Annotated in this window: 15 protein-coding genes, 1 rRNA gene and 1 pseudogene; all 17 read right to left on the reverse strand. The window is 25.8% G+C overall.

Annotation, left to right across the window (positions count from 1 at the left end):
• Positions 1-296 precede the first annotated feature (296 nt).
• Positions 297-1,352, reverse strand: coding sequence for a variable surface lipoprotein (locus BCF89_RS08550; protein WP_111518823.1), 1,056 nt, complete (start codon positions 1,350-1,352; stop codon positions 297-299).
• 595 nt (positions 1,353-1,947) lie between these two features.
• Positions 1,948-2,343, reverse strand: coding sequence for a transposase (locus BCF89_RS02915; protein ID WP_111518825.1), 396 nt, complete (start codon positions 2,341-2,343; stop codon positions 1,948-1,950).
• Complete coding sequence (locus BCF89_RS08555) at positions 2,253-2,675, reverse strand: hypothetical protein (RefSeq protein WP_111518827.1); 423 nt, start codon at positions 2,673-2,675, stop codon at positions 2,253-2,255. Before BCF89_RS08555 ends, BCF89_RS02915 begins: the two co-directional genes overlap by 91 nt.
• A gap of 590 nt (positions 2,676-3,265) precedes the next feature.
• Positions 3,266-4,507: a restriction endonuclease subunit R gene (locus BCF89_RS08560; RefSeq protein WP_111518829.1), complete on the reverse strand. Its 1,242-nt coding sequence runs from the start codon at positions 4,505-4,507 to the stop codon at positions 3,266-3,268.
• Entirely contained in the window at positions 4,500-5,303 is an 804-nt protein-coding gene (locus BCF89_RS08565) for a DNA-methyltransferase (protein WP_111518831.1), read from the reverse strand. The genes BCF89_RS08560 and BCF89_RS08565 overlap by 8 nt, the downstream gene beginning before the upstream one ends.
• Entirely contained in the window at positions 5,293-6,180 is an 888-nt protein-coding gene (locus BCF89_RS08570; protein WP_211305423.1) for a DNA-methyltransferase, read from the reverse strand. Before BCF89_RS08570 ends, BCF89_RS08565 begins: the two co-directional genes overlap by 11 nt.
• Before the next feature lie 356 nt (positions 6,181-6,536).
• Positions 6,537-6,752, reverse strand: a complete 216-nt coding sequence (locus BCF89_RS08575; RefSeq protein WP_111518833.1) for a hypothetical protein — start codon at positions 6,750-6,752, stop codon at positions 6,537-6,539.
• A 792-nt stretch (positions 6,753-7,544) separates the two neighbouring features.
• Entirely contained in the window at positions 7,545-7,685 is a 141-nt protein-coding gene (locus BCF89_RS03450) for a hypothetical protein (RefSeq protein ID WP_170108358.1), read from the reverse strand.
• Positions 7,686-8,114: 429 nt separating this feature from the next.
• Entirely contained in the window at positions 8,115-9,989 is a 1,875-nt protein-coding gene (locus tag BCF89_RS08580) for an ABC transporter ATP-binding protein (protein ID WP_170108359.1), read from the reverse strand.
• A complete protein-coding gene (locus tag BCF89_RS08585; protein WP_111518839.1) occupies positions 9,982-11,817 on the reverse strand; it encodes an ABC transporter ATP-binding protein in 1,836 nt (611 codons plus the stop codon). The genes BCF89_RS08580 and BCF89_RS08585 overlap by 8 nt, the downstream gene beginning before the upstream one ends.
• Positions 11,818-11,981: 164 nt before the next feature.
• Positions 11,982-13,160: an acetate/propionate family kinase gene (locus BCF89_RS02960; protein ID WP_111518841.1), complete on the reverse strand. Its 1,179-nt coding sequence runs from the start codon at positions 13,158-13,160 to the stop codon at positions 11,982-11,984.
• Between the two features lie 113 nt (positions 13,161-13,273).
• Positions 13,274-13,377 (reverse strand): 5S ribosomal RNA (gene rrf, locus BCF89_RS02965).
• Positions 13,378-13,429: 52 nt separating this feature from the next.
• Positions 13,430-14,293 (reverse strand): DNA-binding protein WhiA, encoded by an 864-nt coding sequence (gene whiA, locus BCF89_RS02970; RefSeq protein ID WP_111518843.1) that lies wholly within the window; start codon positions 14,291-14,293, stop codon positions 13,430-13,432.
• 76 nt (positions 14,294-14,369) lie between these two features.
• Positions 14,370-15,431, reverse strand: a complete 1,062-nt coding sequence (locus BCF89_RS02975) for a hypothetical protein (RefSeq protein ID WP_111518845.1) — start codon at positions 15,429-15,431, stop codon at positions 14,370-14,372.
• Positions 15,432-15,646: 215 nt separating this feature from the next.
• A complete protein-coding gene (locus BCF89_RS02980) occupies positions 15,647-15,877 on the reverse strand; it encodes a hypothetical protein (protein ID WP_111518847.1) in 231 nt (76 codons plus the stop codon).
• 48 nt (positions 15,878-15,925) lie between these two features.
• Positions 15,926-16,234: a variable surface lipoprotein gene (locus BCF89_RS02985; protein ID WP_111518849.1), complete on the reverse strand. Its 309-nt coding sequence runs from the start codon at positions 16,232-16,234 to the stop codon at positions 15,926-15,928.
• 105 nt (positions 16,235-16,339) lie between these two features.
• Positions 16,340-16,705, reverse strand: a pseudogene (locus BCF89_RS03455) (variable surface lipoprotein); the annotation flags it as partial.

A 16,705-nucleotide genomic window follows, 5' to 3' on the forward strand; every position in this document is an offset into this window, starting at 1 on the left:
TCATTTAACTCATTTTTGCCCATGCTGAACACAAGAACTTTGTCATATGATGAAAATGTTTCTGGGTACTTAAATATTGCTTTAGCATAAGAACAATTGCCATCATCAAAAAGAAATCACAAAACTAATTTATTCATGTAACTCCTAATATTCTTTTAAAAATTACAAGTTTTGGAGTGTAGAGTTGGAAAGAAAGGTAGTATAAAAAAGTCCTTCGAAAAGGACTTCTTGTTCCTACCAATCCCAAGCTAAGTCTTTTTCCTTACCACACACACCTGATGCGTAATGCTTTTAAATTAGTAGTTTTTTATAGATGCCACCTGTTTTTGAACATGGCCTATTTTTTTGATATCAAAAGATTTTGGGCGTTTAGATTTAAGTTCTAAGTGATTTTTAAATAGTTTGCTATTTTGGGCAATAATAGAAAACGAACCTTCAAATGTATCAGGAGCAAAGACATTATGTGTTGTGAAAATTCTAAAATCCCTATCAAGTTTAGGAATAAATCCTATCGCTCTATTAAAGGACTTAAAAATTTCGTCTCATGGCGTATAACGTGTAATTCTATTACCAATATCTAATTTAAGATTTAATAGATCAATAGGTACATTTTCTGGAGGAATTTTTATTGTAAGTTCTCCATCTAATGTTTTACTACCATACGTATTTATAATAATTTTTCCAGGTACAGCTGGTCATCGTTCTATTATCTTGATTGAAAAATCCTTACCTTCCTCAACATCAAAAGCATCAATTTTTAAGTCTAATGCTTTTGCTACATCTTCTTTTGTTATTTTATTAGTGTAGTCAAGTTCCAAGTCTAAGTCTGAAATGTCATTTTGGTTCAATCTTCGTATTGTACGTTTTCATTCACCATATAGTTTTCTACCAAATCCCTTAATTAGAACTCTACCCGAACTATCCCTGGTAGCTTTTTCGATGCGAATAGAATAATCCTTATTTTTTTGAATCTTAATTCCTAATGAAGTACTTATTCTATCCATCTTTTTAACTAAATCATCTTCATTAATGTTACCTTCAACACCGAGATCTCAGGATGAGATATCTATCTTGTCAAATGGATGATCAAATTCAGACTCATCTACTAATTCAATTTCATTTGATAATTCTTCTGGTTTTACTAGATGTCTACCATCTGGCACATTTGGTTTCTTAGAATCCTTATATTCCCTATCCTCAAATGACTTTTCACTTCTAGGCACTCTTGGATCAACTATTGATTTATTTTCATAAGACTCTTTATAGCAACTTATTGCTATTAAAGGTAATGAACTTATACTTATAAGTGATCCTAAAATTGTCAAAATTTGTTTTTTTTTTTTTTTTCACATCTATCCCTATTTTTCTATACTATTTTCTCTATACATGCATTAGTAATTTCCAGAAATAACGATATATGAGACCAAAAATATAAAAAGGAAATACTAAAGAGTTTTAATATTTAACTTATTAAGTAGAGCTTCTTTTTTCTTTGTACTAATATTTGAACTTAATCTTCCATTCCTAAAAATTTTGTAAGTTTTAGACAATTAATCTAAAACTTTTTCAATTGATTTAACTTTTAGTTCTTTGTATTCTTGGGTAACTTTATACATTCTTGTATAGATCATCATTTGTATTTGTAATATAAAATCATCACTCAAAATAGTAGCTAAATCATGTTTTCGAATTGCACTTTCATCTAATGAATTCTTCTGTAATTTGATGTTTGTTTCTATTAGTCATTTTTGCTTGTATAAAAAGAATCGTTTATCAATTTCAAAGTCACAATTTGCTCTAATTGCAATAATCCCATTGTAAGTGTTATTTTCTTATTCTTTTCAAAAGTGTACCCATCTTTTTCGTTGTAAATATTTTTGAGATAGTTGTTCTCATATTTAAAGTGATGCTACTATCTTTATAACAATAAAAGAATTGATTATCATCTTAAACTTTTAGACATTGGATATAGTTATCTTGAAATTTAATAACACTGTCAAACTCATTTTCATTGATAATTTTCTTTAGCTTAACTGAGTTGTCATTTAATGGCATTATGAACTTAATGTTATTTTCTAATAAGTATTGGATGTTTTCTTCTGAATCAAATCCTCTATCAATGATAATTATTGTGTTTTTAAGATTAAATTTGTTTAAAACTGAGATAAAAGACCTTTTATCAATCACATTACCAGGAATAACTTCAGCATAAACAGGTTCTAATCTCACAAGATCAAACACTTTTATTTTGTTTATTTGTTTTCTTCTTGTTTGTTTGTATTTTCTACCATATTCAGAAAACTCAGAGTTTCCATTGTTAGCAAAAGTGGTACCATCAAAAATAAAATTTCATGATCAACCAACCTACTAGTTAAAAATTCTTTATTTAGAGAGTCATAAACACCTAGCTGTTTTATAAATGATGCCACACTACTTTTTGAAACTGGGATATTTGGATATTCTTTTGATATAAAACTATGGTTGTAATTATCTTTATATCAGTCATAACGATTTTTGCAAAGTATACCTAATAAAGAATAAACATATGTTTTAAGTCCGTTGTCTTTTCCAAAAAATCTTATAAGTTCATCTCTTAAATCTGCTGCTAGATTATCAATAAATTTAAAGTCATCATATTTTTTAATTGGTCCAACACCTTCTCTAGTTCTTTTCATATCTTTAATATAAGTATATTCGCCATTACCTTCTTCAATAGTTCCAATATAAGAAAGAGATTTTTTAGTAGGTCTCTTTTTTGTCTAAATAGCTAATTTAAGGGACAACTCTATACTTATTCCTATACAATCTTATTTCAGTTTTTTTCTGATCTTTTAACTTGTTTTATAAAGTCTGAAATTAGTTACGTTGTGTTTTCTCTTCATATAGAACTATATATATTATTAATATTTTTTAGTCTATTTTTGCAAGTATAAATTCAAAAAAAATAAAAAAATTGCTCAAAATTTCTCCATTTTATGAGAATATCGAGCATTTTTAATATAAAACAGATATTTTGTTTATAAATAGTTTTTTTTTAATGCAAACTCATAGCATTATTCCAAAAAATTACTATTTTAAATAAAAAAATGGAAAGGTGACATAATATTTATATAGCAATACGATGCAATAAAAAATAGAGTTTGTGTAACTCTACTTTTAAAAAGTATATGTTTGTTATTTACTTCTATATGAATAAAAAAATTTTATTGTGTATTTCAAATTATTTATAATACACTAAGTTTTTTTTGGTATATATACTGAATTATTATAATGTTTTTAACAACTCTTTATTCTTTTCTAACATTTTACTACTTAGAGTCGAACTATAAAATACATTATCATCTTTTTTTAAATATATATCTGAAGAAAAGTCTTTTAATCTAATATCTTCATTTTCCAAAATTTCCAGTTGAATTAAAGATCTTCTTCTAGTAATTATATCATGTTTCTTTGCATCAATATATAACAAGTTCTCTCATCTATCAATTAATACAAAATGATCAACGCTAGTTGACCTAAATAATGGTACTATATGATGTAAATGATAACCTTCTTTTTTAATTACATTATGTTGTTTAAAATACTCACTTTTTTGAATACTAGACCTTTTAACTTTCAAAAGGTTATCGTTGGTAAAAATTGTTTCTGGACCATTTAGTCTGCATTGTAATCTTTCCTTTTGAGAATCATATTCAAAAAATGATGTTTGATCTAAAATTGTAATTATCTGTTGCGTTTCATTTTTTCAATTATTATAGTCTCTTTTTGTTGTTTTATTGCCACCAAATTTTTCTGGATTTGCATATTCTTTTATTCTTTTCTTAATTTCTTCCCTATTAGATATCGGTAAAGTCCTGTATTCTTTAATAAACTCCTGTATTTTTTCTTCATCAAATACTTCTCCATTCAATTCTTTATTAAGGAACGTCACAAAAAACATAAATTCATCAACTGTTATATAATATTTCAAGTCATTATCTAAAATCATGCTATGCAACTTTAAAACAAGACCATCCGTTAATAAGTCTATGCAACCACTATAAGTCATCCAACGTCCTAAAATATCTTGTTGATTTATCAATTCTAATCCTGTTTTTGTGATGGATACACTTGTTACTTTGTTGGCACGTTTGTGTGGATCTAATAAAATATCCCCATTAAACCTGTTGATTAAGTTCATTCTATGCAAATCAACAAACAAATTTTTTCTAACGCTATCTTGCGTACCATATTTATTAACTTTATTAATTTTATTTACATATTCTGCATATTTAAACTCATTTTCTGTATTTTCAGGTCGTTTAGATAAATCTGTGGTTCTAATTTCTAATTTATTTTCTCCGCAAATATCGTATAGAGTTTTTAATAATGTTATAACAACATCTAAATCATATCTATTATGCTGAGAAATTTGCATTCCTCTATAAGAGTTAGATAAAACTCTTTCCTGCAAAAATTTAATACATTTTTTATAAGGATCAATGTTCAATAGGTTCAATTTATGCATCGTTACCTCCTTTTTTATCTAAAGTCTGTAATTCAGATATTTTATTTTTTATTAAATTATAATAATGTAAGTCCTTCTCACAAGATAAGAATTGTCTTTTATTTTTGATACATTCAAAAGCAGTTACACCGCTACCACTAAATAGATCGAGAACTAAATCGTTTTTATTAGAACTTGCTTTTATTATTCTTTCGATTATTTTATTAGGTTTTGGTGTTGGATGATCTGTTTTTACAGTTTTTCCATTCTTTTTATTAGACAGTCGCACAGACGATACTTCTCAAACATCAGTACACAATTTACCTTTAGGATTAGGAAATCATCTTTTGCCATTTTTTAGAATTCCATTTTTTTGTGCTATGTTAAGTCTTTGTTTAGATGTATATTCACCCCTAATGTCATCATAATTGAAAGTATAATTATCTGATTTAGTTAAAAATAATATAGTTTCTTGATTGTTGATATATCTTTTTTTAGCACCACTAAAACCATCTTTTTTATATCAAATTATCCAATTTTGAAAAACTAAATTTTGAGCAAGCAAATACTGTAATAGTCTAGCAGAATTGTAAGCATTATTGAATATATATATACTCCCGGTGGTTTTTAATTTTTTGCATGCCATTTTTATCCACTTTTTCATAAAATTAATATACTCTTGTTCATTCTTAAAATTATCTCAGTAGTCAATTTTTTGGTTATAAGGAGGATCTGCAATTATTAAGTCTACTGAGTTATTTTTTATTTTCTTTAAAAAATCTATTATATCAATATTGTATACGTTATTATTTTTCATTCCCTTCGCCCCTTTTAGATATGACAGAATTTATTTTTTTGTCTATTACTTTTTTATAGTGTAGGTATATTTCATATCCTATATAGTTTCTACCTAACTCATACGCTTTTTTAAGAGTAGTCCCACTACCTGCAAAAGGGTCAAGCACGACATCACCAAAAAATGAATATAACTTTATTAATCTGTTGGCTATTTCTTCCGGCATTATTGCAGAATGCTCACCAAAAGCAAGATCTTTTTTATTAGGTATAGGTATGTTTCATATTTGTTTTGTATACTCTAACCACTCTTCTTTGGATAGTTTGCTTTTCTCTTTTATTTCATTGTTTATTGTTTCATTATCTGGTTTGCCGCCCTTGACAAATATTGTTATAAATTCAATAGTATTTTGTACATAAAAGTTTCTTGGGTAAGGGTAACTACCAAACATCAACTTTTTTGTAGAATTTGTTCTATTTCATATAAAAAGGTCTAAAAGGAAAAAGTTAGTATTTTTTAGTATACTAGATTGTATTTCACTCTGTAAATCATATATGTGTCTATTATAGTGATTATTGAAGTCTTTTTTTAGCATTGGCATTAATGGTACATTTATACACATCTTTCCATTTGGTTTTAAAACTCTATAACATTCTTTTCAAACTAATAATAAACTTAAAATATATTCATCAAAATTATTGATGTCACCAATGTTTTCTTTATTTTTATTACTATGGTTATGTTTTTGATAACCATCCTTAGAATAATCTTTTATATTAAAATAAGGGGGGCTTGTTATAACTAAATCTATTGAAGCATCTGGAATTTCGTACATATTATTTGAATTATGATAGTGAACAATGTTTATGTCAAATTTGTCTTTTCCTATTCCTTTCATTTTTCCCTCCTAAAACAAAATCAAAATATTTCTAGTTTAACTTTTACGTAATATATAAATTATAAGTAATTAAAGAAAATATACTTATATCGATAATGATTATAATAAAAAATATAAAATGTCCAAAATAGGAATCGAGTCAAAACATTTATGAAGTTCATCAATTTGTCTAAATTTTTTGACTTGGTTTAAAAGAATTTTAATATTTGATTTCTTAAATAAAATCTTTTTTCTTCAGAGAATATATTATTTTTTTCTTAAAATAGTGTGGCAGTGCTTTTTCAATTGATTTACCTTTTAATTCTTCGTGTTTTTTGGATAACTTTATAGATTATTGTATAGATCATCATTTGTATTTATAGTATGAAATCATCAACCAAAATAGTAACTAAATCCTGTTTTTGAATTGCACTTTCATCTGATGAATTTTTCTGCAATTTGATGTTTGTTTCTATTAGTCATCTTTGTTTATATAAAAAGAATGGTTTATCAATTTCAAAGTCACAATTTGTTCTAATTGCAGTAAGCCCATTGTAGGCATATTTTTTTATTCTTTTTGAAAGTGTGCCCATCTTTTTCTTTGTAAATATTTTTAAGATAGTTGTTTTATTGTTTAAAATCGATGCTACTATCTTTATAACAATAAAAGAACTTATCGTGATCTTGAGCCCTTACACACTAAATATACTTGTCTTGAAATTTAATAACACTGTCAAACTCATTTTCATTGATAATTTTCTTTAGCTTAACTGAATTATCATTTAATGACATTATAAATATATATTATTTTCTAATAAGTATTGTATGTTTTCTTACGAATTAAACCCTCTATCAACGATAATTATTGTGTTTTTAAAGATTAAATTTGTTTAAAACTGAGATAAAAACCCCCTTTATCAATCACATTACCAGGAATAACTCCAGAATAAACAGGTTCTAATCTCACAAGATCAAACACTATTATTTTGTTTATTTGTTTTCTTCTTGTTTGTTTGTACTTTCTATTATATCCAGAAAACTCAGAGCTTTCATTGTTAGAAAAAGTGGTACCATAAAAAATTAAAATTTTGTGATCAACCAAACTACTAGTAAAAATTCTTTGTTTAGAGAGTCATAAACACATAGCTGTTTTATAAATGATGCCACACTACTTTTTGAAACTGGGATATTTGGATATTTTTCTGATATAAAACTATGGTTGTAATTATCTTTATATCAGTCATAATGATTTTTGCAAAGTATACCTAATAAAGAATAAACATATGTTTTAAGTCCGTTGCCTTTTCCAAAAAATCTTATAAATTCATCTCTTAAATCTGCTGCTAGATTATCAATAAATTTAAAGTCACATATTTTTTAATTGGTTAAACATCTTCTCTTGCTCTCTTTTTACCTTCGATATAAATATATTCACCATTAAGTTCTTCAATGATTCCAATATAAGGAAAGGATTTTTCCGCAGGTCTCTTTTTTTTCTTTGTCTCAATAGCTAATGTAAGGAACAACTCTATACTTATTCCCGTACAATCTTACCTCAGTTTTTTTCTGATCTTTCAATTTGTTTTATAAAGTCTGGAATCAATCCCATAGCGTTCTCCTTTCATATAGCGGTTACATATAAACTATACTTTTTTTTATGTTGTTTTTTCAAGTAAAAATCCAAAAAAATATAAAAAAATGCTCAAACTTCTTATGTTTTATAAGAATATTGAACATTTTTTAAACAAATAAGATATTTTAGAGGTAAATCATTATTTTTTAGCAAAAACTTATAGCGTTATTTTTGGAAATTACTAAAGCATTACAAACTCATTTTTTAATGCTTATTTTTATTTTACTTTTTTTATTTTTTTTGCCAAAATAGCAAAAAAAGGAATGAAAATCAATGATTTCGACTTTCATTCCTTTTAAAATAAGTGTAATTTTTAAATAATTTAATCTTCACTAAATGATGAGTGATACATTTTTTCATATATACCTTTTTTAGCAAGCAATTCTTCATGTTTTCCACTTTCAATAATTTGACCATCATCGATCACAAAAATTCGATCTGCATTTATGATTGTTGATAAACGATGTGCAATGATAAATGAAGTTTTATCCTTCATTAATTCATTGATTGCATTTTGTATAATTTTTTCAGTTCTTGTATCAATATTAGAAGTAGCTTCATCAAGAATTAAAATCTTCTTATTAGCAATAATTGCCCTCGTAATTGCAAGTAGTTGTCTTTCACCTTGCGAGAAGTTGCTTCCACCTTCTTCTACAATTTCATCATATCCATTTTCAAGTTGTTGAATAAATTCATCGGCATGTGTAATTCTTGCTGCATTAATAATTTCTTCATCACTTGCATTTAGGTTAGCATATCTCAAATTCTCTTTAATTGTGTCTTTAAATAAAAATGTATCTTGAAGCACAATTGAGATTTGATTTCTTCACGATGCTTCATTAATTTCATTTGATTTAAAATTGTCAATTTTGATTTCACCACTATAAGGCAAATAAAATTTACTTAAAAGATTGATTATTGTTGTTTTTCCAGCACCTGTTTTCCCAACAAAGGCAAATACTTGTCCTTTTTTAGCTTTAAAGTTTGTATTTTTCAACTGTAGAATATTTGGATTATTACTATATGAGAAATTTACATTTTCAAAACTAACTTCACCTTTGATTTCGTCTTTTATTACATTTAGTTTAGTTTCATCAATTTCAGGTCTTAGATTAATTAAATTAAATAATCTTGCAGCTGATACTAACATAATTTGAAGCTGTGCAATATTTTCAAAAACTCTAACAATATTATTAGACATAATTCTTATATATAAAACAAATGAAAGAATTATTCCAGGACTGAAAGGTTTGTTTGAACCAGTTCCAATACCTCCAGTTACAAATGCAGCTGCACTAATTACTACAACTAGTTGTAATAGATTGATTACAACATTTCCATAAGGTCACATTACCCCACTATAAACTGTCGCCTTTAGTGATGACTTATATAATTTGTCAGTCTTTTGATTAAATTGGTCATTAATTTGGTCATTAAAGTCAAGTGATTTAATCAAATGATGTGCTGCGAGATTTTCTTCAATAAAACCATTTAGTTTTGCAATATGTTTTTGTTGCTTTTGAAATTGTGGACTTGATTTTTTAATTAACAAAACAATCAATGATAAAGATAAAGGGAATAAAGCTAAAGTAATTAAAGATAAGTACACTGAATAATAAAACATAAAACCAAATGAAAAAATAGTAACTGATATTGTCGAAATAATTGTATTCATATTTCCAGCAAGTCCAGTCGAAACATTATCAACATCATTTGTTAAAATAGCCATCAATTCACCAGTACTTACTTGATCAAAAAATGAAATTGGCATTCTCATAATTGATTTATAAGCATCATGCCGCATCATTGCAGCACTTAAAACTCCCGATTCAACTGATAGGAAGTTTGATATGTAAGAAAGAATTTGGAGAAGGATATAGTTAACTACTAGTAAACTAAAATAACCAATGAACTTAAATAAATCAAAGTTATTGCCATTATTTCCAACTAGGAAATTATAAGATAAGAAATGATCAGTAATATATCCAACTAAATATATTCCAGCAGTTAACCCAGCACCAGATAAAATTGCGGTGATAACAATTCAAAAAGTCATTCCTTTTTTATAGTTTACATATTCTAAGATTTTTTTAAATGTATCTCACTTAAGTTGTGAACGTCTTTTTTTAAGCGCAGACTTTTCTTTTTTTGTTAAGTGCAAATTATTTTCTTTTTTAAATGGATCTAGATTATACATTGTCATCTCCTAATTGAGTCTTTGCAATTTCAGAGTATAGATAACATCTATTCATTAATTCATCATGACTTCCACTATCAATCATCTTTCCTTTTTCTAAAACAATAATCTTATCTGCATCCATAATTGAAGAGATTTTTTGAGCAATGATAATTGTGACAAGATTTCCTGAATTTAGATTTTTAATGTTTCTTTTAATTTGTTTTTCAGTATTTGCATCAAGTGCTGAAGTTGAGTCATCTAGAATAAGTATTTTAGGATTTTTTATTAAACCTTGAGCAATTGAAAGACGCTGTTTTTGTCCACCTGAAAAATTAACACCCTTAGCTTGAACTTCAGAATCAAGATTTTTTTCTAATTTTGAAACAAAATCGTATGCGCATGCATTTTTGATGCTTGCAATAAGTTCTTCTTCTGTTGCTTCTGGATTTGCCATTAATAAATTAGATTTGATTGTGCCACTTAAAAGAAGTGGTTTTTGATAAATATGTGCAATTGAGTTACGCAGTGACTTTGTATCAATTTCTTTAATATCATGCCCATCAATCTTAATAAAACCATGCATTGTTTTAAAATCTAAGCTAAGTAGTTGTGCAATTGTACTTTTTCCTGAACCAGTTGGACCAATAATACCAATAGTTTCCCCGGGTTTTGCTTCAAATGTGATATCCTCAAGGACATTTTTTTCTGCATCAGTGTAATATCTAAAAGATACATGATCAAAACAAATGTGTCCTTTAGATATTTTTTTATCTGAAACTACATAATTAATATCTGGTTTTGTGTTGAATATTTGATTGATTTTTCTTGCTGATATTATTGATCTAGCAAGTGTAAATCCAACGAATGATGACATAATTACACCAATTGTAATATACATAACATAATTAATAAATGTTGTTGCATTTGAAAGGATATTTTTATATTGATCAAAATTATTGGTATTGCCTACTTTGTTTCTAATAATAAATCCTGCAGCCAATAAAATGATTGCTGTTGCAATATTGGCAAATAAGTTAACAAAAGCAAATGCTAAGTTATAAAAATTTCATGATTTTTTAGATATTGTATGTCAATTTTGATTCTTATCTTCAAATTTTTTAGCTTGTAGCGATTCAAGATTATATGACTTAATAACTCTAATTCCAAGAATACTTTCTTGTGACTCATTATTAATCTTTTCATACATTTTTTCTTCCTTAATGAAATAAGGAACCATGATTGCTCCTGAAATAAGCATAGTTAAGGTCAACACAGGAATTAAGACACCTAGAATAATTGAAAGTTGCATATCAGTTAAAAGTGCAAATACAAGGCCAAAAATTAAATTAAATGGACCAATGATAGCCAATCTTAAAAAGAGATTAATTCCTCATTGAATTCTTGTAATGTCAATAGTAAATCTTGTAAGAATTTTAGAATGACTAAAAAATTCAATATCCTTCTGTGATAAAGACCCTAAATGACTTCATAATTTTTGACGAATTTGTCGCGCAGCTGCAATGGAAATATATGAACCTAGAATCGAACCACTAAGCGTTGCGAATGAACCAATTAATAATGCAATTGCAAAATAAATTGAAAATAATTTTAGTGTATAAGACAAACTACCAGAAACTGTAAACATTTTTAGAATTGTAATTCTAAGATCAGTTGGTTCAGGTATATTTGCTGCAATTAAGAAAGATTTTTGCGAAACCAAAGACGTTATTTGACCAATAAAAATTGGAATGAATAAAAAAGCAATGACTTGAATACTTGTTAGCAATATTGTAATCACTGATAAAACTTTAAACTTTGCACTCATCATTTTGAAAAGTCTAAACATCTAATTTACCCCCCTTTTAAATACTATTTATTTTCTATTATGATTTGAAATTATAAGAATTTTAATATTTAATAATATTAAGTATAAGTTTACAATAAAAAATTAAATATCTAACTTATAAACAATAAGTTAGATAAGAAAGTTAGAAATTTAGTTAAAGAATTTTATAGATGAATTGCTTCATTTGCAATGAATCATTCCTCATCAGCCTTAATTACATAGATTGGAATTTCAGAATTAGATGACGAAATCAATTTGTAATCTTTGAAATTACGATCATTATTCTTAAGGTCATCAATTGCCAAATGAAATAAATGAATTTTGCTAATAACTGCTTTTCTTATTGCTGCATCATTTTCGCCAACTCCAGCTGTAAAGATGATTGCATCTGCTTTATTTTCAATCTTATTTAAATAAGTAATTAAGTAATCTGCAATTCTTTGAGCATATAATTCAAGTGCAAATGATGCATTATTATTAGTTTCCTCATGTGTATGCACGTCTCTTAAATCAGAAGATATCTGAGATACTCCAAGCATTCCTGATTGTTCATTTAACATCTTAAACATTTCTTCGATCGTCATATTTTTATGCTTCATGATGTATGGAATAATTGATGGATCAATATCTCCACTTCTTGTTCCCATCATAATTCCAGCAAGTGGTGTGAATCCCATTGATGTATCAATTGATTGATTATCCTTAATCGCACATAATGAAGCCCCATTTCCAATATGTAAACTTACGATGTTAATTTTATTTTTATTTAAAATTTCTTGTGCTTTTAGAGTTACATAATTATGATTTAAACCATGAAATCCATATTTACGGATATTAAGTTCATCCGAGATTTCCTTTTTGATTGGATATGTATATGCTAAAGGAGATAAAGTTTTATGGAATGATGTATCAAAATGCATTGACATACTTGCGTGTGGAAGTAATTCTCTAAAAGCCTCAATTGCAGCAATTGCTCCGGGGTTATGAATTGGAGCTAAATCAATTGCATCTTTTAGAATTGCAAGAGTTTCATTAGAAACTAGTGTTGTATCCTGCAACTTAATACCACCATTAACAATTCTAAAGGCAACTTTACTTATGTCATCATAGCTTTCAATAATGTTGTGTTGTGTTCATTGTGTCACAATTTGTTTAACTGTTTCTAAGAAATCAGGAAGAGGTAATTTTTTTTCTTCTTTTAGTCCATTAAATTCAAGTGAAAGAATCCCTTCTTTCATCTTTATTCTTTGAGCCAAACCTTTTGCTTCAACTTCTAAATTTTGATTAAAAAGCGTTCATTTGATAGAACTAGAACCTGCATTGATAACTAATATTTTATTCATATTCGAAAATTCCTTATAAAGTATAAAAATTATTATTAATAGTTTAATAGATTATAAAAGAAAAAATAATAAATATGATTAATAACTTTTATTAGGCTAAAATAAAAATAAAAAAAGAGCAACGACCTATTTTCCCTTATGGTATCGTCGGCACTGAAGGTCTTAACTGCTGAGTTCGGAATGGAATCAGGTGGGCCCCTTCGTTATGGTTGCTATGGTTATTATTTTACATAAAAAAAATTTTTTTAAAAAAAAATTGAAACTTTTTTTTATTGATTAGTTTCAATTTTTTCTTTATTTTTATCTTGGTTATATTTTTTAACCTTATTTTTTAGTTTGATTAATGCATGATTTAGGGAAGAGCGTGACTTAATTAAATTATGCTGTGCTAATAACCTTACTAATTCACTTAAACTACTATCCAAATTATTTTTTTTAACCTTAAAAAAATATAGTTCATCCTTACTAAAAAGAGATTTTAATTTATTTTTAATTATAAAATCGTAGTTTTCTAAAAACAAAGTATTAGCATCAGCAATTCTTTGTTGATTATAAATATCAAAGTTAGTAATTCGGTTAATGTTATTATAGTAGTCCCTTGAAATTTTGTATTCTTCTAATTGATAATAAGAATTAATTGCTTCAATTGCTTTAAGGAAATCACAAATATGTTCAATCTTTTTTAGATAAATAATGAAACGATTATTTCTTTTTAGAAGTTTAAATTCCAAATCATATTTGTTTAAAATTGATAAACACTCCATTGCCTTATCAAAGGCATAGAATTTAAGTTCCAAATGATTAGATAAACTTTTAAAATCTGAAATTGAACCTGATGATAAAAAAATTCCTGAAAAATAATCACGCTCTAATTTAAGTTTGGGATTAAAAAAACTACTTAATTTAATAAGTAATTCATTTTTTCTTAAATGATTGAAAGGAATCTTAAATTCATTTAACAAATCAATTAAAAAATTTAATAGATTTTTATTGTTGAAAATAATTGTTGCTTCATCATTTTTTATTTTTGAGGTCGCAAAAATACCACTTAAAAGATTTAACTTTTCTTGCTTTTTAAGTGGTCTTTGAATGATTTCATTTTTAATCTGAAATGTAAAAGTTCGATCTGACATATTCATCTAAACATAATAGCACATTTTTATAACTTAGAACTTATATAAATTAATGACTTAGATAATAATTTAATTATTAGTCAAAATCAAACTTTATATCTTCATTTTCATATTCTTTTTTAGTTATTGAATATCCAAAAAAATTATCTGCTCCGTCTCAAACTTCTTTAATGAAATTCTTAAGTCTCTTAATTTCAACTAAAAGATTTTCTAAATCTTTATTAATTTCTTTATCTTGATTACTTTTAAGTCAATCTATACCATTTCTTAATGATTTAATTCCAAATTTAAGATTATCAATCAATGTTTCTATTGATTCCTTGTATTTTTGTTGAATGTTATCTTTATTGATTTCACTATCAAATTCAATTGTTTCAATTGTTCCTTCTTCAAGTAGATCCTTATCAAATTCATACTTTTTTAAATTTGAAATAATGTTTTCTAGTTTAATAATTTCATTGGTGTATTGATTGATTAATTCATTGTGCTTATTATTATTGAAAACATTAAAACTTACAATAATCTCATCAATTAATTTTTTATCATTAGCAATGATCTTTGCTTTATTTTCTTTTAAAATTTCAATCTTGAATTGATCAATATTAAAATTTTTTAAACTTGAATTTAAATTCTTAATTCCTTCAAATATAGCTAACTTAGTAACCTTGTTATTTATTAAAGGAATGCCTCCTATATTTGTAATTTTAATTAATTGAGCGATATTAGTTTTTACTACTAGAGTATATGTAACAGTTAACTTTTGATTTTCTAAATATTTATCCTTATTTTTTGAGTGTTTTGAAATATAGATAAATGCCTTATTTTTCTTAATACTACCTATAAATAGATCTTTCAATATTTCATTGTTAAGTGTATCTTTATTAAGCCTTAAAATTGCTTCTCTAATAGCTTCGTGTCTTGGAAGTTCATTACCTTCCATGATTGGCAATTCTCCAAGATTAGTTATTTTTATTAGGTTTGATAATTTTATTTTTTGATTAGCATGATTAGTATTTTTATTTCTATCAATATGCTTATTTTCTTTTGATTTTTTATCAATACAAGAGATTTGCAGAATCGGTGTTGAAATTGTTGCAACAGAGACTGTTGCAAATAAAAATGCAAGACTTTTTTTCATATTTTTACTTTGTATACTTTTATTAAATTTTTATGTAATAACTTTCTTTATGTAAACTTAGTTACTACTCAAATTTCATTTTACTTTTTTTTTTTTTTTTTGCCAAAGTAGTAAAAAAACACTGAATTTTGCGTCCCAATTCAGTGTTTTTTAATTAAAGTTTATTGAAGAGTGCTATCTTATATAAATTTTTATTTATATATTAAAATAAATTATTATCTCAATCCCGATATATTTTTTAATACTTCAAATTGTTCTTTTAATAGGTTACTTAAATCTTTATTATAAGAAAAAAGATTATTAATATCTTCTAAACTTAAATCAGAACTAAGATCTTTTAGTGCTTCTTTTAATCCACTAATAAATAAAGTTAACTCAGATTGGAATTCAGAAACAAAATCATTGAATTTATCTTTTGATATCTTTTCAAGATACTTAGAATTCATATTTTCATTTTTAAATTTTTCAACCTTATTTTCATCAAACTTAATAGTTTAAATTTTAGAAGAAATTTCTTCAAATTCCTTAATAAGATCATTAATTTGTGCTTTCAATTTTTCTAGTTCTGAAGGTTCTTTTTTAGGTGATGATGATTGCTTTGAAATTAATTCTTTATCTTGTTTTTTAGTTTCATTTGTAGTAGTTGAAGATTTTTCTACATTCAATGAGGTTTGCAAGTCTTTCTTATTTATATTTTCTTTATTTTTATTAGTCTTATTGCTACATTTTGCTGCGATTAAAGGCATTGCTACTAAAGGAGTAATTGAACCTATAGTTATTAGAAATCTATTAATTTTTTTCATATATTAATCTTTCAAATTTTTAATCTAAAAATAAACTAAAACACTGAATCATATGATTTAAATTCAGTGTTTTAAAAATATTATGTAGAAATTATATATTATTGATTAATATTTTGAAACTTTTTCAAAGATTGTAAATTGTTCTTTAACTAGTTCAGAAATACCTTTGTTTTGTTCAATGTGATCTTCAACGTCTTCTTCTTTAAGTTCTTTTTTTTCTATTTCTTTTAGTATTTCCTTAAGATCTTCAACAAATGTATTTAATTCATCAGTAAATTCTTTTTGTAACTTAGCAAATGTGTCATCCTTAAGATTTTCAACATAGTCAAGAAGATCTTTGTTTTCTTTATTTTCTTTTCTAAATTCTTCTAATTTATCTTTATCAAATTTAGCTTTTTTTACTTTTTCAATTTTTGATTCCAAATCCTTAACTAAATCTTCAGTTTGTTTCTTTAATTCATTTAACTTAGA

The organism is Metamycoplasma auris, assembly GCF_003253435.1.
Classification (GTDB): domain Bacteria; phylum Bacillota_I; class Bacilli_A; order Mycoplasmatales; family Metamycoplasmataceae; genus Metamycoplasma; species Metamycoplasma auris.